21 protein-coding genes are annotated in these 18238 nt (G+C 43.1%); 13 read left to right on the top strand and 8 right to left on the bottom strand.

What is annotated here, in order from left to right; translation table 11 throughout:
* The first annotated feature begins 6 nt into the window (after positions 1 to 6).
* The 3 genes from MHN30_RS13180 to MHN30_RS13170 are packed head-to-tail and all read left to right on the top strand — an operon-like array spanning position 7 to position 4094.
* Positions 7 to 810 carry a CheR family methyltransferase gene (locus tag MHN30_RS13180; RefSeq protein ID WP_130163772.1) on the top strand — a complete coding sequence of 268 codons (804 nt, stop codon included), beginning with the start codon at positions 7 to 9 and terminating at the stop codon, positions 808 to 810.
* The gene (locus MHN30_RS13175) at positions 782 to 1381 is read left to right on the top strand and encodes a chemotaxis protein CheB (RefSeq protein ID WP_130163773.1); all 600 of its coding nucleotides are present in this window, start codon (positions 782 to 784) and stop codon (positions 1379 to 1381) included. The genes MHN30_RS13180 and MHN30_RS13175 overlap by 29 nt, the downstream gene beginning before the upstream one ends.
* Positions 1371 to 4094, top strand: a complete 2724-nt coding sequence (locus MHN30_RS13170; protein ID WP_239359935.1) for a response regulator — start codon at positions 1371 to 1373, stop codon at positions 4092 to 4094. The genes MHN30_RS13175 and MHN30_RS13170 overlap by 11 nt, the downstream gene beginning before the upstream one ends.
* 72 nt (positions 4095 to 4166) lie before the next feature.
* Here MHN30_RS13170 and MHN30_RS13165 read toward each other — a convergent pair whose 3' ends face one another.
* Positions 4167 to 5690 (bottom strand): amidase, encoded by a 1524-nt coding sequence (locus MHN30_RS13165; RefSeq protein ID WP_239359933.1) that lies wholly within the window; start codon positions 5688 to 5690, stop codon positions 4167 to 4169.
* 180 nt (positions 5691 to 5870) lie between these two features.
* Between MHN30_RS13165 and MHN30_RS13160 the strand changes: the two genes are divergently transcribed.
* Positions 5871 to 6767: a mechanosensitive ion channel domain-containing protein gene (locus MHN30_RS13160; RefSeq protein WP_239359931.1), complete on the top strand. Its 897-nt coding sequence runs from the start codon at positions 5871 to 5873 to the stop codon at positions 6765 to 6767.
* A 42-nt stretch (positions 6768 to 6809) separates the two neighbouring features.
* Here the strand turns inward: MHN30_RS13160 and MHN30_RS13155 are convergent, their stop codons facing one another.
* The 4 genes from MHN30_RS13155 to MHN30_RS13140 all read right to left on the bottom strand — a co-directional run bounded on the left by MHN30_RS13155 (position 6810) and on the right by MHN30_RS13140 (position 9608).
* Positions 6810 to 7631, bottom strand: a complete 822-nt coding sequence (locus tag MHN30_RS13155; RefSeq protein ID WP_130163777.1) for a mechanosensitive ion channel domain-containing protein — start codon at positions 7629 to 7631, stop codon at positions 6810 to 6812.
* 17 nt (positions 7632 to 7648) lie between these two features.
* Positions 7649 to 8329 carry an LrgB family protein gene (locus MHN30_RS13150; RefSeq protein ID WP_211200811.1) on the bottom strand — a complete coding sequence of 227 codons (681 nt, stop codon included), beginning with the start codon at positions 8327 to 8329 and terminating at the stop codon, positions 7649 to 7651.
* Position 8330: 1 nt separating this feature from the next.
* Positions 8331 to 8699: a CidA/LrgA family protein gene (locus tag MHN30_RS13145; protein WP_010371242.1), complete on the bottom strand. Its 369-nt coding sequence runs from the start codon at positions 8697 to 8699 to the stop codon at positions 8331 to 8333.
* A 111-nt stretch (positions 8700 to 8810) separates the two neighbouring features.
* Positions 8811 to 9608: a crotonase/enoyl-CoA hydratase family protein gene (locus tag MHN30_RS13140; RefSeq protein ID WP_239359929.1), complete on the bottom strand. Its 798-nt coding sequence runs from the start codon at positions 9606 to 9608 to the stop codon at positions 8811 to 8813.
* 192 nt (positions 9609 to 9800) lie between these two features.
* Here MHN30_RS13140 and MHN30_RS13135 point away from each other — a divergent pair, with 192 nt between their 5' ends.
* The 3 genes from MHN30_RS13135 to MHN30_RS13125 are packed head-to-tail and all read left to right on the top strand — an operon-like array spanning position 9801 to position 11424.
* The gene (locus MHN30_RS13135; protein ID WP_010371248.1) at positions 9801 to 10118 is read left to right on the top strand and encodes a DUF440 family protein; all 318 of its coding nucleotides are present in this window, start codon (positions 9801 to 9803) and stop codon (positions 10116 to 10118) included.
* A gap of 17 nt (positions 10119 to 10135) precedes the next feature.
* Positions 10136 to 10963: a DUF481 domain-containing protein gene (locus MHN30_RS13130; RefSeq protein ID WP_010371252.1), complete on the top strand. Its 828-nt coding sequence runs from the start codon at positions 10136 to 10138 to the stop codon at positions 10961 to 10963.
* Positions 10964 to 10974: 11 nt separating this feature from the next.
* Positions 10975 to 11424: a hypothetical protein gene (locus tag MHN30_RS13125; protein ID WP_130163780.1), complete on the top strand. Its 450-nt coding sequence runs from the start codon at positions 10975 to 10977 to the stop codon at positions 11422 to 11424.
* 31 nt (positions 11425 to 11455) lie between these two features.
* On the opposite strand, the gene MHN30_RS13120 is transcribed toward MHN30_RS13125, so the two are convergent.
* Together MHN30_RS13120 and ygfZ are read right to left on the bottom strand one after the other, a co-directional pair.
* The gene (locus tag MHN30_RS13120) at positions 11456 to 11941 is read right to left on the bottom strand and encodes a peptidylprolyl isomerase (RefSeq protein ID WP_010371256.1); all 486 of its coding nucleotides are present in this window, start codon (positions 11939 to 11941) and stop codon (positions 11456 to 11458) included.
* 11 nt (positions 11942 to 11952) lie between these two features.
* A complete protein-coding gene (ygfZ, locus tag MHN30_RS13115; RefSeq protein WP_130163781.1) occupies positions 11953 to 12864 on the bottom strand; it encodes a tRNA-modifying protein YgfZ in 912 nt (303 codons plus the stop codon).
* A 160-nt stretch (positions 12865 to 13024) separates the two neighbouring features.
* Between ygfZ and MHN30_RS13110 the strand changes: the two genes are divergently transcribed.
* Together MHN30_RS13110 and MHN30_RS23905 are read left to right on the top strand one after the other, a co-directional pair.
* The gene (locus tag MHN30_RS13110; RefSeq protein ID WP_010371260.1) at positions 13025 to 13276 is read left to right on the top strand and encodes a succinate dehydrogenase assembly factor 2; all 252 of its coding nucleotides are present in this window, start codon (positions 13025 to 13027) and stop codon (positions 13274 to 13276) included.
* 40 nt (positions 13277 to 13316) lie between these two features.
* Entirely contained in the window at positions 13317 to 13670 is a 354-nt protein-coding gene (locus MHN30_RS23905) for a protein YgfX (protein WP_338139156.1), read from the top strand.
* A gap of 57 nt (positions 13671 to 13727) precedes the next feature.
* Here the strand turns inward: MHN30_RS23905 and nadB are convergent, their stop codons facing one another.
* On the bottom strand, positions 13728 to 15329 hold the full coding sequence (gene nadB, locus MHN30_RS13100; protein ID WP_222240926.1) for an L-aspartate oxidase: 1602 nt from the start codon (positions 15327 to 15329) through the stop codon (positions 13728 to 13730).
* Between the two features lie 296 nt (positions 15330 to 15625).
* Here nadB and rpoE point away from each other — a divergent pair, with 296 nt between their 5' ends.
* The 4 genes from rpoE to MHN30_RS13080 are packed head-to-tail and all read left to right on the top strand — an operon-like array spanning position 15626 to position 18226.
* Complete coding sequence (gene rpoE / locus MHN30_RS13095; protein ID WP_010371267.1) at positions 15626 to 16207, top strand: RNA polymerase sigma factor RpoE; 582 nt, start codon at positions 15626 to 15628, stop codon at positions 16205 to 16207.
* Between the two features lies 1 nt (position 16208).
* Positions 16209 to 16820 carry an RseA family anti-sigma factor gene (locus MHN30_RS13090; protein WP_239359925.1) on the top strand — a complete coding sequence of 204 codons (612 nt, stop codon included), beginning with the start codon at positions 16209 to 16211 and terminating at the stop codon, positions 16818 to 16820.
* Positions 16821 to 17771: a MucB/RseB C-terminal domain-containing protein gene (locus tag MHN30_RS13085; RefSeq protein ID WP_010371273.1), complete on the top strand. Its 951-nt coding sequence runs from the start codon at positions 16821 to 16823 to the stop codon at positions 17769 to 17771.
* The gene (locus MHN30_RS13080; RefSeq protein WP_010606761.1) at positions 17768 to 18226 is read left to right on the top strand and encodes a SoxR reducing system RseC family protein; all 459 of its coding nucleotides are present in this window, start codon (positions 17768 to 17770) and stop codon (positions 18224 to 18226) included. The genes MHN30_RS13085 and MHN30_RS13080 overlap by 4 nt, the downstream gene beginning before the upstream one ends.
* Positions 18227 to 18238 lie beyond the last annotated feature (12 nt).

Raw genomic sequence — 18238 nt, 5'->3', positions numbered from 1 at the left:
AGCGTAATGCAAAGTGATGCGTTTTCAATAGATCTTGTAGTACGAGCATTGGAATACAAGAATGGTTATGCACTTGTACGTTACTCTGATGACTTTTTACAACAGCGAATTATTAAAGCTGGAAACGAGTTAGGCGTGTCGCATATCACAGAGTTGATTCCAAAAATCTTATCTGGTGAAAAGGAGTGTAGTGATGTGCTCGCCGAAGTAACGATCAACGTTACTAGCATGTTTCGGGCACCGCATGTATTCAAATATCTTCGGGCTTTACTCTCTCAAAACTGGGATAGCAATAAACAATATAAGATTGCGCATATTGGTTGTTCAACAGGTGAAGAGGTTCTTAGTGCAAATATTATGTTGCTTGAACTGGGTATGTTGGGGAAAACACGTAGCTTTGCCTATGACATAAGTCCGAGGGCGATTAGTGTCGCAAAGAAGTCGATATACAAAATTTCAGATTTTAAAGAATTTACGTGCAATTATTTTAGCGCTGGTGGAAAACAGGAATTTCGCAATTACTTTGAGTATCAATCTGGTGTGGTTCATTTTAATCCCGCCCTAACAGAACATACTATTTTTTCTGTTTGTGATGTGACGAAAGCCTTACCTGAGGGCGAGTTTGATTTAGTATTTTGCCGTAACATGCTTATTTATTACACTCAACACGCGCAGGATGAAGTGCTGTTAACAATCTCAAAAGCGATGAAAAAAGACGCATATTTGGTTGTCGGAGAGTCGGAGTCGTTACTTAATTCACGGCAATTTAAGGAGTTATCGAGTGGAAATTCGGTGTACAAACGAAATTGAGGATGTATGTCAAGTCATTGGTATCGGTGGCTCAGCCGGTGCGACGTCTGATTTTATTTCTATATGTCGCTTACTCAATGGAGAAATAATACCGCCGCTGGTTTTAGTACTACACTCTAGTGAAATAGGTGGGCTAGCGCTGCAGCAGACGTTATCTAACTTGATCCGTTACCCTGTCTCTATTGCAATAGATGGTGCGCCCTTAGAAAAGAACCACATATACATCGCCCCCTCACGCCTACATATCAGCATTTCAACGGATCACTGTATTCGATTAGGTGTTGGTGAACTTATCCATGGCTGTTGCCCTGCCATTGACAATCTGTTTTTAAGTATTGCCAATGTTTACCAACATCGAGCAATTGGGATTTTACTCTCTGGTGCCAATGAAGATGGTGTACAGGGTATGTTAGGGCTGAGTCAGGTCAACGCCTTAACAACTATACTTGCACCTGAACTTTGTGAGTTCCCGCAGATGGTAAGTGCGGCAAAAAGTACGACAAAAATTGATCTTGAACTTAGCCACTATTCGATAGCACAACTTATTGCAGGAGCAAGTCATGGATACTAATTTACCAAAAATACTTCTCGTTGATGATCGCAAAGAAAACATTATTGTGCTGCAAAAGTTATTGAAAAATGTGGCTGCAGAACGTATTGAAGCGGCTAGCGGTAATGAAGCATTGAAAAAGTTAGTAAAGCACCCTGATATCTTCTTAGTCTTGTTAGATGTAAACATGCCTGATATGTCTGGATTCGAAGTGGCCAGCTTAATGAGGGATGACCCAGCCTTAGTTGCCACACCGATCATCTTCATCACAGCAGGTGAGCAATCAAGAGAAGACCTAATTGAGGCATATCAACTAGGTGCAGTCGATTTCATTCACAAACCACTTAACGAAGATATTCTACTTGCTAAGGTGAATGTGTTTGTTGAGCTAAAGCGAAAGGAGATTGAGTTACAATACACAATGGCTCAATCAGAATATTGGCGCTGCTTCAATGAAACAGTATTGAATTCAGTGCCTAGCGCTATTTTTATTTCCAATGGTTTACCGGATTTGAAAGCGGTTAATAAGCCTGCTTTGGACTGTAGTCTAAAAAATGAGTTGAGCGGCTATTTAGCTAGCCAAGATACATTAGTCAGTAAATTAAAAGAAAAGAACAATAATAGACTCGTTAAAACCTTATGGTGCCCTCAAGAAGGGACATCACTGCGTACTTTTACTATCACTTTAGAGCAGTTTCAACACAATGAACAACAACAAATTTTAGTAGTGCTAGACGATATCACCGAAGAAGAGCGCGCGCGCCGCGCTGCTGAGGAAGCGGATCAGGCTAAGTCTACATTTCTTGCGAATATTAGCCATGAGATACGAACACCGCTGAATGGTATTTTAGGTATGACGAGCCTACTTGCAAGAGAGTCCCTTTCCAAAAAGCAAGCTGACTTTTTGCAAACGATCCACAATAGTGGTGAGCATTTACTGTCTTTGATTAACGATGTTTTGGACTTTTCAAAAATTGAGTCAGGGAAGATGGAATTTGAGAATATTTCTTTTGATTTGAATGAACTAGTTGAAAATTGTGTCATGTTATATGCAAATAAAGCCCAAGAAAAAGGCCTTGAAATTGTCTATAACATTGAAGCTAATGCGCAAGTTACATGTATTGCTGACAAAACTCGCATTACTCAAATTCTCTGTAACTTGATTAGCAATGGAATTAAGTTTACCAAAGAGGGATATGTAAAAATACATGTCTCTAAAACAGGTGTTGAGCTACCTCATACCGTGCTCAGATTTTCGGTAAAAGATACTGGAATTGGTATTCCTAAAAGTGGCGAGCATAAATTGTTTGATGTGTTCACCCAAGTTGAAAGTGCCACCACAAGAAAATATGGAGGGACAGGACTGGGGCTGGCAATTTGTAAGAGTATCGTAGAAGCTTTAGGAGGAGAAATTGGATGGAACAGCCGCCAAGGCAAGGGGTCAGAGTTTTTTTTCACTCTACCCGTTAGAGTTAACCCAACAACAAGCAGTCCTTATACTCAAGGTGAACTCCCTGCTTTAAGAGGGAAAACCGTTGTAGCGGTAGATGATTTGTCAGTAAACCTTGAAGTGATTAAGCACAATCTTGAATTATGGGGAATGAAAGTTTCTACCTTTCAGGACCCTCGAGATATAGAAGCGATAGTGTCAGATGCGCAATCAGCAGACTTGGTGATTCTTGATTACCAAATGCCGGAAGTAAATGGTATTGAGCTTGCTGCGCAATTAAAAGAAAAGCTGATATATGGGCCACCAATGATGCTATTTTCGTCATCAACAACGCTACCTAATAACGCGCGAAACCTTTTTGAGCATATAGCATATAAGCCTTTTAGGTTATCGGCATTTTATGATGCCTTGATGAGCACATTGTTTGCAGGTTATCGCCATGAATCCAATAGTGAAAGCACCCAAGCGATTGAGCAGTTACCTTATTTAGCAGAAAATTATCCACTAAAGATCCTCGTAGCAGAAGACAATCTCGTTAATATTGAGCTTATGAAGCACTATCTTGGAGCATGTGGCTACAAAGCGGACTTTGCTGAAAATGGACAAATTGCTTTAGATAAGCTTTGCGAGAAGCAATATGATCTCATATTAATGGATATGAGAATGCCAGTACTTGATGGATTGCAAACTACGCGCGAAGTGTTCCGTATTTATGGCGATCAAGCTCCTCAAATAGTGGCTCTGACAGCTAATGCAACTGTTGCAGATAAAAAGCAATGCTTAGCTGTAGGTATGGTTGATTTCTTGACTAAACCAGTTGTAGAAGCTGACTTGGTCTCTTGTCTGCAAAAGTGCTCGAAAAAACTACGGTCTGAACAAGTTAGCACACCACCAATTGAGAGTAGTGAGTGTGAAGCAACACCTAAGGTGACTAGAGAACCAGACTCTGAGTTATTGGACATTGATAGACTAAACTCTTTGCCTTTAGCACTTCTGTGTAACTTATCTAAAAGTTTTGAGCGCAGCATTGATGAAGAAATTTCTAATTTAAGGTCTAGCCTCACCTCTGGTGATGTCGGTGAGTTGGCTAAGCTTTTTCACAAAGTTAAGGGAGCTGCGATGAACCTAGGGTGCTCAAAGCTTGGTCAGCTTAGTTCTAAATTACAAAGAGAGTGTGAAAGCAACAAACAGCTACCAACTCCAGATGTAATCACTGATTTTGAGGCCTTATGTACAACTAGTTTAATTGAGCTGAAATGTTACCTTGAATACAAAGGAGCATAAAGAAATGCGGTATTATCGCTATTTTTAACAGAAAGCCTCCTGCAGTGGTGCGGAGGCTTTTTATTTGTGCTGCTAAGGCGTTAATGTCGCCTTAAACTCAGGCGCTTTGCGTGCATTAGTCAACTGCTCGAAAGCATAGGCAAGCTTGATTAGTTTCGCTTCGCTATAAGCCTCAGCGAAGAAAGAAATACCCAGCGGTAGCTCATGATGAAAACCCATCGGTACGGTAATGCTTGGATATCCTGCAATCGCGGCGGGAGATGACGAGGAGGCGGAGAAATTATCACCGTTAATGATATCGATACTCCAAGCTGGGGTATTCGTTGGTGCGATAAATGCGTCAAGACGATGTTCTTGCATTATTTTATCAATGCCTTGTTGGCGGGCAAATTTTTTAACCAAAGCTTGGGCCTCTTGATATCGGTGCTCAGTGATATCGCCTTTCTTTGCTGCTTCCTCTATCAAATATTGATCAAAGTACTTAATGGTGGAAGGGTGTTGCTGGTTGAATTGGATGAGCTGGTTTAAGTTCTTTACTTTTACCTGCTCTGGTGTCGTGGCAAGGTAAGCATTGAGATCATGCTTGAAGTCATAGAGCAAAATATCCAATTCGGCGGAGCCTAAAGCTTCCAGCTCAGGTAAGTCTAACCCTTCAATTATTTCTGCGCCATTTGCTTTCATGGTCGCAACGGCTTTTGCAAATACCGCTTGAACTGCAGGTGGAAATTGACCTACATGACTGGTGATAGCAATTCGTTTGCCTTTGAAACTGGCAGTATTTAAGCTTTGGGTAAAGTCAATCGGCTGTTTTGCATCGATAACGATAGCATTGAGTAACAAAGCGGCACCCATCACCGATTTTGCCATAGGGCCAGCGCTATCTTGGCTATGACTGATAGGAACAATGCCTTCACCAGAAACCAAACCGACAGTCGGTTTAATACCTACAACACCATTATGTGCTGAAGGACAAACAATAGAACCGTCAGTTTCCGTGCCAATAGCGAGCAGTGCAAGACCTGCGGAGACTGCAACAGCAGAGCCTGAACTTGAGCCACATGGTGTTCTGTCTAACACATACGGGTTTTTGGTTTGACCCCCAAGCGTGCTGTAGCCGCTCGAGCTGAAACTTGATTTAAAGTTTGCCCATTCACTTAAATTGGCTTTGCCAAGGATGATAGCGCCGGCTTGTTCTAACTGGATGATAAGTGGTGCCGCTTGGGTTTTGACGTTGTGTTGCAGTGCGAGCGCACCTGCAGTTGTTGCCATTGGCGCTCTGGTGTCGATATTATCTTTAACAATAACTGGCAGGCCATGAAGTGGCCCTCGGTATTTTCCCGCGCGTAGTTCGGCATCAAGCTTTTTAGCGTCTTGTAAAGCGTTGGGATTGAGCGTGATCACTGCATTGAGCATAGGGCCACTGTCGTCAAGTTGTGAAATCCTTTTTAAATAAAACTCAGTGAGTTGCGTTGCTGATAAAGTTCGATTTTGTATTTTGGTTTGTGCTTCGAGCGTGGTAAGGTCCGCAAGCGATTGACTATAAGCTGGCAACGCAAGCGCGAGACAAGTGGTTAAAGCGAGTAGGGATTTTTTCATGACGTATTTTACCAATCCGCAGTAGTATTATTGTTATTTATTTGTCCTTTATTTAGTCACGAGCCCTGTAAAAGGTCAAGCGAGTAGCTTGAACAAAGCATGATTTAGGCGTCTTTAAAACTTGTATTTTTGCTGCTAGCCACACACACTTAACTTCACGAGATAACAAAAAATATAACCATGATAAAAGCACCAATAGATATAGACGTAGATATTCCGTGGCTTGACCAAAAGCTATTTTCATTAGGTAAATTTTCATTAGAGGTGGGAGAGGCACTTTCATTTATCGCTGTGATCGTTGCGACTTTGGTGATCTCTAAGATCCTGCGACTAGCATTTAATCGTCTTGCTTCAAGGCAAGGGGTGATCCAGCATACCTCAGCCTATGTGATAGGAAGGATCATTCACTACATCGTGTTATTTATTGGTCTTATTATTGCGCTGACCGCCTTAGGAATAGAGATCACTGAATTAGCGCTTGTTGCCAGTGCACTCGGCGTTGGGATTGGCTTGGGCCTACAAGGTCTAGTGAATAACTTTGTCTCTGGTCTGGTATTACTGCTAGAGAAAACCGTCAAAGTTGGGGACTTTGTTGAGCTGACCAACGGGGTGGTGGGAGAAGTCATCGCCATTCACATGCGCTCAACTTGGATCCGTACAAATGACAACGTCGACCTGCTTATTCCAAACTCGGAAATGGTGTCAAATACAATTACCAATTGGACAATGTCGGATAAATATCGTCGTTTCCGTATTCCTTTTTCGGTGGCCTACGGCAGCGACAAAGAGAAGGTGAAGCGTGCCGCATTGGAAGCGGCCAAAAATGTCCAATATACCTTGAATACGCCGGGGCGAGAAGCAACAGTATGGATGACAGGGTTTGGTGATAGTAGCTTGAATTTCACGCTTGGAGTTTGGGTGCAACCTGAGCAGGTAAAGCGACCAACAGCGCTGGTTTCTGATTACCTCTGGGCTATCGATGATGCCTTTCGAAAATATCAAATCGAGATCCCGTTTCCACAGCGCGATCTTCATTTACGCAGTGGCTTTTCTATGGGAAAGCCTGATGAAAACTGAGGGTAGAATAACGGCTAGGGTGCTAGCCGTTATTGAGTTTACTCACTGAATGATTTTAACCACTCGTTGCGGGAATGGAATTTCGATTTCCGCATTTTTAATTGCGGCAAACACCGCTTTATTCACTTCTAATTTAGTTTCGATAAGTGAAGTCGTAGGCACCCAGTAGCGGTAGCTCAATATCACGGCACTGTCGGCAAATTCCTCAATCCCCACCTGCGGCTTAGGGTCTTGACTGACCTTAGCATTATCAGCGAGTACCTGATTGATAAGTGTTAATGCATTTTGATAATCAGCATCATAAGCTATCCCTATTTCACCTTTAACCAAAGAGTTTGCAAACGAGTTATGGAGAATTTCTCCCACTACATGTTTATTTGGGATTGTGATCTCTACTTTGTCTTCGTTGATGAGCGTGGTATGTCCAAGCTCAATCATTTTAACTTGGCCGTTAACGCCTTTGATGCTGATGGTATCGCCAATCACAAATGGGCGGGTAGCAATGATGGCAAGCCCTGCGCCATAATTTGCTAGCATACCTTGCAGTGCAAGACCTGCACCTAAAGACGCGGCACCGATGGCGGCAACAAATGGTGTAATACTGATGCCAACCTTGCCAAGAGAAATAATCACAAACATGGCAATGATAAGCACCTTGATCACATTGCCAATAAAGTTGGTTAAAGCAGGATCGATATTGTGTTTTAGCATCAAGTTTTCAGTCGCTTTAGACAGCTTTCTTGATAACCACAAACCGAGAAGGAAGATGAATATCGCAGCGAGCAATTGGAAACTGTACGTCACCAGATACTCTCGAATAATGTTGTAATAGTGTTCTATTTGCTCGATTTCTTGATTGATCACAGTCATATCCCGAGTTATTAAATTAGAGTAGCCAACCAATGATAAAACAAAGGCACCCAAAGTGCAGTTATCATGGCGGTAATTGTCATCGCCGCTGAAGCAAAAGCGCCAGCCATGGGGTGATGCTCTATCGCTGCGGCTGTGCCTATCGCATGGCAAGCAACACCAAGCGCAGTGCCTTTCGCTTGCATATGGTCAACTTTACACCAGTGCAAGATATGTAGCCCAAACACGCCACCAAATACACCAATTAGTATCACCATAATCGCTGCAATAGCGGGGATCCCCCCGAGATAATCACTAATGAGTAGAGTGATTGGTGTTGTAACCGACAGGGCCGCCATTGAAGCTGAGAGCTGTGGATCGGCTGCGAAAAACTGGCAAATAAGAAAAGCGCTTAACGTAGACAGTGAAACACCCAACCAACTGGTTAAGCACAATGCAAAAAATACCGGTTTAATTTGGTGAAATTGTTTATACAAGGGGTAAGCGAGTGCAACGACAGCTGGCTCTAACAAGTAATGAATTGGTAGCGTTGCTTGTTGATATACCTTGTAGTCGAACTTAGTGAATAGTAGAAATGCCGAAATGGCCAAAATGCAGATCAGCACAGGGTTCAATATCGGTAAGGAGATACGCTGATATAGTTTGCGTGCACTAAAAAATAACAGCACAGTGAGCGCTGACGCCATAATCATATTAATCACGAAACTTGATGCTCTTAACGATAGGGCTTAACAATACAAGACTTATTGTTGGAACACCAACTAGCAATAACAGCAGCATAAGCCAGTGGGATTGAAACAAACTGAGATGCTCTACCAAGCCCACTCCCGCTGGAATAAAAAACAGCGCCATGTATTTTAAGATGGGCTCTGCTGCGGGGGCTAACCATTCTACTTTAATGATTTTTGTGGCAAGAAGTATGACAAGAAACACCATGCCAAGTAGGGCGGCTGGGATCTGTAAAGCACTAAGCTGAATTATCCATTTGGCGCTGAAGAGACACGCCAAAATGATGGCAAAGCCTAGTGCAAATCGTAATATCAACTTCGCTCTGTGTACCATTAAATGTAAATCCTCAGCACTGCAATGGCGCTAACATGTATGATGCCTAATTGTACGCTCTCGTATTGCGATGACTATTATACTTTGGGCAAACAAGCATTCAACCTAGCGTTACCACTTCATGCGAGGCAAAAATGGCTTTTTATTCTCATCTGCTACAGAGGCATTCTTCATCGCAATTTTGGTATTTTTAGCTGCGAGCAATTTGATTTGTGACCACGTTTCTAACCATAGCAGTTTACGGGCCGGCTGGTTGTAGGCTCGATTATACACTTTCTTAATTGCTGCAATAGCATCTGGCGAGCGTGCGCTAAATTGAGTCAGTAATTCTGAGAGTCTAGTGTCAACATTATCACAGAGCTCGGTAATGAGACCGTCCTTTAGTGCTTGCTGGGCATCTATTCGCTGTGCATGGACTGTCATCATCAGTGCCTTATCCTTGTTCATTGTGGCAGGCAAAAGTAAGCTGCCACCCATGTCAGGGCAAAGTCCCCATTTAGCTTCCATAATGGCAAACTGCGCACTGCTGTCGGCTAAACGAATGTCAGCACCTAATGCAATATGACAGCCTCCGCCTAAACAATTGCCTGTGATCTTGGCGATGACAGGAACTGGCAAAGTTTGCCAGCCGAGTACGACTCTTTGTACTAAGTTAGCATTGCCAGGTAACCACTTTTTAAGTAGCTTGATGATCCCAGAAGGTTTATTCAGCACGCTTTTTACATCTAGACCAGCACAAAAATGTGCGCCTTCACCTTGGAGAACGACAGCCCTAATTGATTTGCTTTTTCTAATTTTCTTTATCGCATTATCTAAACCAACAAACATGTCAACAGACAGCGCGTTTTGTTTTTCTGGTCGAGATAAGGTCACAAATGCGATGTTGTTCGCTTCGGAAAATGAAATCATGATGAGATGCTCCCTGCGGGTTTTATGCGATAGTTTTAGAGTAATAACTCAAAAGCGACGTAACATTCAACTTTTACCGATAATTTGTTCGTCATTTAGCGTTATTTTCTGTTTGATTATCGCGACTAAGTATTTATGTTTTACCTCATTTTGCTATCATTGCGCCAATTTTAAAACAACAGGCTAGCGTCCATGACAGCGAGACTTTGTAGCATCGAAGAAGCCACTCACCAAGCATATGATATCTTCCTTGAGTTGGCCCCGGATAATCTTGAAGAACACGATATTAATATGTTCAACGAACATCGCGAAGATCGTGGCTTCATTGAAGAAAGTGAGCCGGACGAGAGTTGGTCAAGCATCACTGCGTATGAACAAGAAGCAGAACCAGAGCACTTCGTTCAGGTTTTGGTCGGTATCGAGTTTGATGACTCGGATCAGGTGTACGCAAAAATCCTAATTAGCAGAGATTTAGATGCGCCGTTTTGTCATATCATTTGGAAGCAATAACCGGAAAGTAGTTGTCAGTGCCGTTTTTTAGAACTTTCGCCTTATTTGCAATTGGCTTGGTTTCGCTACCAAGCTTAGCTACGGATCCATTCGAAGATTTTCACGAATATGGCAAAATGCCCGATGACGAAATTCATCAAAAACATAAGGGCGAAATGCTGTACGGTGACGTTGAATTTGGCTTTATCGTTAACAAAGGTAATACGCAAAACACGTCATTTAAGTTAAAAAGTAATCTCTACCAAGATTTCCCCAAGTGGCGTAATCAATTTAAATTTAATGGCCTTTATCGCCGCGAACACAATACAGAAACGGATGTCGAAGATGTCTCAGCATCGCGCTACTTTGGCTCTGCGCAAGGTAACTACAAATTAGGGGACGATAACGCTTCGTTCTTTATGTACGGCGACTATGAGCGTGACAGGTTTAATGGCAAGGAATATACCACGACATTTGCGCTTGGTTATGGCAATCGTGTGTACGAGGGACGAAAGAACACGGTAGATATCGACATCGGTCCCGGTATGTCTATCTCTCGTGTGGATAACGAAATCGAGCTTGAACCGGAAGAAGATAGAACGGAGCAAGGCCAGCTTTTGCGTATGGCATTGCAGTGGGAAAGAAACGTTTCAAAGCGTACCCGCTTTAATCAAGACGTGAGTTTTGAGCAATCGCTGTCAGGTTTAAACTCCCGATTGTTTGCTGAATCTGCGCTAGTTACACAAGTGATTGGCGGAATTGCGCTGAAGTTTGCGTTTATTTACCGTTATAATTCGCAGCCAGAAAATGAAAAAGAAAAGGTAGACACCGAACTTGGTGCTACATTAGTTTACAGCTTTGATTAAGAAGATTATCGATGTATAAAAATACACAGTTTGCATGGGTTATATGGCTGTTTCTAGCCTTTATCGCCAGTTTTACCATATTGGCAATTTTCCTAACTGGTAGCAATCTTGCCTTTGTCGGCTTTTTGGTGATCCTCGCGCTTGTTGCGTTTATTTTTTACGGCTTAACCATTCAAGTGAACCAAGAGCAACAAACGTTAAGCTGGTGGTTTGGACCATCGGTCGCCAAAATGACCTTAAAGTTTGAAGATATTGATTATGTTCAGCCTGTGACTAATTCTCTACGTCATGGCATTGGCATGCGGATCAGTACAGACGGTTGGGTATACACAGTTGCCGGATTCAAGGCGCTCGAAGTGGTGATGAAGGATGGCACGAAATATCGCTTAGGTACTAATGACCAAGCCAACTTGGTTACGGCAATGGAAAGTAAACTTAAACAAGAAAAAAGCGCTGAATGATCAGCGCTTTCTATTAGTAACTCGACTTATCTTAGTGGTCGTGACCACAACCGCCTTCGCCATGAACATGGCCGTGGGCAACTTCTTCAGCTGTAGCTTCACGTACTTCAAGCACTTCAACGTCAAAATTCAGTGTGATCCCAGAAAGTGGGTGGTTCGCGTCAACAATGACTTCTTCGTCTTCGATACCAATAATCACAACGATTTGGTCGCCTTCATCAGTGGTAGCTCTAAATTGCATACCCACTTCGATTTCCATGTCTTCAAACATTGATTTGGGAACCGCCTGAGTCAGTTCGTCAAAGCGTTCACCATAGCCTTCTTGTGGCTCTATGGTCACACTGAAAGTGTCACCAGCTTGTTTGCCTTGAAGGGCATCATCAAGACCTGGGATCAGATAGCCTGAGCCAAGCATCGCTATTACAGGCTCATCATCAAATGTGCTATCAATCGTGTTGTTGTCTTTGTCTTGAACTGAGTAGTGGATTGTCACTACCGAGTTAGGGCCAATAATCATATAAGATCCCGTTAGTTGTCTTCTAAAGAATAAGGTAGAGGTTGAATAGTAAGACTCACCTCTGGTGAATTTTTTGCTCTTAGCACCGCGTCTTGTGGTGTGTCATTTGGCATCACAGCTAGCGCATAATAACGGCCGCTGCTAGCATCAAAGGTTTGTTGAATAACCTTGCCACCACGACGCCAGTTGTCTTCAATCTGCAGTTCAATGTCTGCCTCTTCGATGCGCTCTGCAGCTTTTCCTGTCACTATGTACATGGCACGTTTGTTTTTACCAAGATAGCGCATACGAGCTACGGTTTCTTGACCAGTATAGCAACCTTTCTTAAAGCTGATCCCGTTAAGGGCTTGAAGGTTAACCATTTGTGGTACAAATTCGTCCACGTGATCGGCATCAAGGCTTGGCTCTCCTGCTAAAATGCTGGCCGCAATAAACGGTGCTGGATTGCTTTGTTGTTCCACGTCCGTGGGTAAACTTGCGCCTTCGAACGCGATGAAAACAAAGCGCTCGTCTGCGAGTTTTAGCAGCTTGCCGTTGGCAACATCCACAGCACTTGCGTCAGACGAAAGCTCAACGTCAAAGGCAGTAGCAAGCGCTTTACTGTCCTGAGTCATTAAGCCAAAGACTTCGCAGTCAGCAAAATCAATGTCGACTTTGGCAAAAACGCCGTACTTTTTTAGCTCACGAAGTGATGCTTCAGCTTCGGCTACACCTGCAAGCATTAAGTAGTCGTCTTGATAGCGAGTTAAGCGCGACACAGACCAAAGTTTGCCTTTAGGGCTACAATGCCCAGACCACATAAAATTATCTTCTTTGATAAGGTTAATGTCTTGAGTAACCTGACCGTGCAAATAGCTAAGTTTATCTTGTCCTGAAATGCGAATAACCTTGAACGGAAGCGCATAAGCACGAGCAATTGACATAATGTTGATCCCTATTAAAGTGTTTTCGTAATGTTACCGTAAAATCATAAGTGGAGATAGGGACGGACGATTTCAATGTGCCATTTCTATAAGTTTTATGGCATATGTCCTGCACAGTGGGTATAATTTTCTCAATAGTTTATGAGGGGTTAATCAGTTTATGGTTGAGTTACTGCCTAAAGCTCGAGTTAAATGGGCTTGCCGTCGTGGCATGTTAGAGCTGGACGTTATTTTAGAGCCGTTTGTTGAGCAGGCTTATGACGCGCTATCCGACGAAGGTAAGTACGTGTTTCAGCGTCTAGTTACCTGTGAGGATCCAGATTTATTCGCTTGGTTTATGGGTCATGAAGAATGTCCAGATCCAGAGCTAAAACGCATGGTTAAGTTAATCCTTGATCGGATCCGCGTATAGAATCGACTTTCAACACAATCTTCAGAACCACACCTTCTTTGTGGTTCTTTTTTCTTGCCTCACTTTTATCCTTTTTCTGCTGTTTCCTGCGCTGTGGTGGTTAGTCGCAATCGTATTTGCCGTGACGGGTTATTGCAGTTGGCAAACTGTTCTATCTCATACACCAAAGGCGGGTACTGTACTCATGCTCCCGAAGGAAAACTTCATTGAAATACAGTCGCAAACGATAAATTTCAAAGGGCAGCTTATTGGTGCGACCATATGGTTTGATAGTCAAATAGCGCTAAAAATCATGGATGCGAACCAAGCTAAGCAGCAGATATTTTTGACTCGACAGGCAATACCTGAAGCGGACTGGCGTTTACTTTGCCGCACTGCGCTGCAAGCCAATTAGAAACAGCGACCAGAGCATGGCGATAAAAATCAGCACATGCTCTACATGCAAATATTATTATTTTGTCGGTGACAAAACGGTCGGTGTCGAGTTTTCAGCCATGTCTGGGAAGTCAATGGTATAGTGCAGTCCACGACTTTCTTTACGTTCTAACGCGCTGCGAATAATCAGTTCAGCTACTTGTACTAAGTTACGTAATTCAAGCAGGTTGTTACTCACTCTAAAGTTGGCGTAATAATCGTGGATCTCTTGCTGCAATAATTCAACGCGGCGTAGCGCACGTTCTAACCGTTTAGTTGAGCGAACAATGCCAACATAATCCCACATAAACAATCTAAGTTCGTGCCAGTTGTGGGTGATCACTACCTCTTCGTCCGAGTCGCTGACACGGCTTTCATCCCAATCTGGTAACTTAGATGGCTCAGGACAATTATCGATTTTAGCTAAAATATCTTTTGCGGCAGCGTGGGCAAACACAATGCATTCTAATAACGAGTTACTCGCCATGCGGTTTGCGCCATGTAGACCTGTGTAAGCCACTTCGCCGATTGCATATAAATTGTCGATGTCAGTACGACCGTTAAAGTCAGTCATAACACCACCGCAGGTATAATGCGCCGCTGGCACTACGGGGATTGGCTCTTTGGTGATATCTAAACCAACACTTAGGCACTTAGCATAAATCGTAGGGAAGTGCTCAATGATGAACTCTTTGTCTTTATGTGAGATATCCAGATAGACGCAATTTGCGCCCAATCGTTTCATCTCATAGTCAATGGCACGGGCGACTACATCGCGAGGGGCGAGTTCTTCGCGCTCATCAAAGTCAGGCATAAAGCGTGTGCCGTCAGGACGTTTAAGCAGCGCGCCTTCACCACGCATGGCTTCGGTTATTAAAAAGTTTTGTAGCTCAGGGTGGTATAAGCTAGTTGGATGAAATTGGTTAAACTCCATGTTGGCCACACGACAACCCGCACGCCACGCCATTGCGATGCCGTCACCCGAAGAAACATCTGGATTTGAGGTATACAAGTAAACTTTACTTGCGCCACCCGTTGCTAAGGCGACAAACTTAGCCGAGATGCTCTCAACTCTATCCGCTTTGCGATTATAGACGTAAACGCCTTTGATATCGCTTGAGTCGCCATGTTTATCTTTAATGAGATCGATGGCGTTGTATTGCTCAAGTATATTAATTTTTGGGTGTAACTGCACTTGGCTAATCAATGTGGTTTGAACGGCTTTACCCGTTGCATCAGCTGCGTGCAATATACGACGATGTGAATGTCCACCTTCGCGGGTTAAATGAAAGCGCTCTTTCCCTTTGCTATCCACTTCCATATCAAATGGCACGCCTTGTTCAATCAGCCACTTCAAGCAATTCTTTGCATTTGAGGCGGTATAGTGCACCGCATCGCGGTCACATAAACCAGCGCCTGCCGCAAGCGTGTCTTCGACATGAGATTCAATACTGTCATTTTTCTTATCGAATACTGCGGCAATGCCACCTTGAGCATAAAGTGTAGAGCCTTCTTTTAACGCCCCTTTGCTTATCACGGTAACATTACAGTGGTTTGCCAAAGAGAGCGCAAGAGAGAGTCCAGCAGCGCCACTACCAATAATGACTACATCAGTATTGTGGTGAGTCGTATTTTTCATATTCGAAGATCTTTACTGTTTTTGCGTTTAATTCTGCTATTTATACCACATCTGCTATCATAGAAGGCAGAGAGTTTGTTCCGTTTAATGAGAATCATTTAGAACATTTTGTGTGACTGCTAATGGAATAATGCTAAAAAGCAGCCAAGAACTAGTACGCAAAGATGGATGAATTCGTTTATTTTAAAAAAAAATACAAAAAAACAGAACTTTTTATTCAGTACTAAGTCAGAGTAGCTGTGAATGATGGCAACTAGATACGATTTAGAAAAGCAAAAAGAGGAGTACCGGCTCGAATGAGCGAGCAGGATTTAGATCTAGATATAGTTAAACGCGTTCAACAGGGAGATAAAAACGCATTCAACCTGTTAGTTGCCAAGTATCAAAATAAAGTCGCAGCGCTGATTTCTCGTTATGTAGCGAATCAAGGCGATGTGGCAGATGTGGCACAGGAAACGTTCATTAAAGCTTATCGAGCGTTGCCTAACTTTAGGGGCGAGAGCGCATTTTATACTTGGTTGTATAGAATCGCGGTTAACTGTTCAAAAAATTATTTGGTGGCGCTTGGTCGAAAGCCGCCAGCAAACGACGTAGATGCGGAAGAAGCCGAGTTTTATGATGGTGCAGACCAATTAAGATCGAACGCTTCACCGGAAAATCTATTGTTAAGCGACGAAGTGAAAGCAGTGATTTTCAAAACTATCGAGCGCTTGCCTGATGACTTAAAAACCGCAATTACTTTGCGTGAAATCGAAGGCATGAGCTACGAGGAAATAGCTGTCATTATGGATTGTCCGGTAGGTACAGTTCGTTCGAGAATTTTTCGCGCAAGGGAAGCGATAGATAACAATTTGAACCCATTAATAGGTGAGTCTTAATATGGCACAAGCTGAAAAACAAGTGACAGAAGATTTAACGACATCGCAAATTTTTGACGGTGATCTGTCACTCAACGCTGAAACTGATGTTCGTTTAGACGAACAAAAGTTTGCTCGGTATGCCTTGATTGGTGATGTAATGCGTAGTCAAAAGCAAGACACACCTTGCATTGATATCACCAGCAGCTTTGCAGCGGCACTTGAACAAGAGCAAACGTATAGTGAGCCGGTCGTTGAGCAAGTGAAAGAAACGACGCCGAAGAGCAATGTGATTGAGCTAAGTGCATGGCGTAAGCCGTTTGCACAAGTGGCTATCGCGGCAAGTGTGTCATTGTTTGCTGTGCTTGGGGTCAATACGCTAAGCACTGACGCGACTTTACCTGCGGGCGATACGTTACAGTTGCAATCTACTCCTTTTGCTGGAGGCGTTTCTCCTGTGAGCTTATCAACTGAGCCTGCGCTTGAATCAGCGGCTAAAGGCATTAGAGAGTTACAGCAGCAACGTATTGGTGCATTGGTGCTAGAGCACCAAAGACAGTCACGTATGGCGTATGCGCTGCAGCAATCTGGTGAAAACAATACCGTTGAAAAGCAAGAGGAAAAAGAGCAATAAATGAGAGCACTGTTAGTTGTAGTAAGTGTATTTTTCTCTAGTTGGCTGTGGGCAAATGAAAGCGTATCAGCCAAACAACTGCTAAAAGACATGGCCGAAGCGGTGCATCATAGAAACTTTGATGCATCGTTTGTCGTGGTGAAAGGAAAATCTATGGAGCCTTACCGTTGGCTTCATGGTAACCAAGATGGGACTGAATTTGAGCTTTTAAGTTTGCTCAATGGTGCAGGACTTGAAATGATCCGCATTGGTGACAAAGTGACTTATTTTGAACCAAAGTCTGAGCCTTACACCATCCAAACAGATTCGATAGCAGGTCCTATTCCCGAAGTTTTGTTCAAAAATATCGACAGCCTCAAAGAGAGCTATGATTTTGTCTTAGGTGGTAAAGGCCGGATCGTTGACAGACCTGCTCAGCTTGTCAGGTTAGAAGCAAAGGACGACGCTAAATACAACTATTGGTTGTGGATAGATACCGAGTCATCTCTGTTGCTAAAATCCGCTTACGTAAACCAACAAGGCGAGTTGTTAGAGCAGCTTCAGCTTACCCATATCAGCGTGACTGAAACTCCGGCCGAGCAATTGTTAGAACTTTCACAAAAACAGTTTCCTGAAGCCGTATCTGGGTTGTTGAAGACACTTGAGAATGGCACAAAAAACAATTGGCAAATTGGTTGGTTACCTCAGGGCTTTGAGCTGCTAAAATCTGACAGACATAAGTTAGATTTAAACAATGAGCTGGCAGACTACTACTTGTTTTCCGACGGCCTTGTTGATATTTCGGTATTTGTACAACGTCCTTTACCGGGCCAGCGCCCAAGTGGAGCGCTTTCGTCAGGTGCGACAACGGTGTACGTACACAATACAGGTGCGTTTGACGTATCCGTAGTTGGAAATATTCCAGCAATGACCGCAAAAGCAATCGCTGAGTCTGTGAAAAGACCTTTATGATAGAACAAACTCTGACAGTTGCCGCCATAAAAGGCGCAACTGTCTACTTAGAAGCGCAGCCAAAACCCGCTTGTGAAGGCTGTAACGGCAAATGCGGCTCCCAAGTATTTGCCAAACTCTTTGGCACCCACAAAAAACAATTCCCTGTAGATTTGACGGAATCTGTCGAAATTGGCCAAAAAATTAAGTTGGCATTAGACGACTCTAATGTAGTGAAACATGCGTTTTATGTTTACATGATGCCATTGCTTTTTGCTTTTGCTGGCATGTTTATCGCAGCCCTCGTACTTGGTCTCAATGAACCCTTGCAGATACTTATTGCATTTACGAGTGCAGCACTCGGTTTATTTTTCGCCAGAGTCCAAGGGGATAAACTCAAACATCAGGTAAAAGTGATAAAAATTTACCCAATTAGCCTACCAATAACGCAAATAGATGGTGATTGTACTAAATAAAATGTAAAATCG

This window comes from Pseudoalteromonas sp. OF7H-1, from assembly GCF_022347825.1.
GTDB lineage: Bacteria > Pseudomonadota > Gammaproteobacteria > Enterobacterales > Alteromonadaceae > Pseudoalteromonas > Pseudoalteromonas maricaloris.
This window is presented reverse-complemented; position numbering and strand designations above follow the sequence as displayed.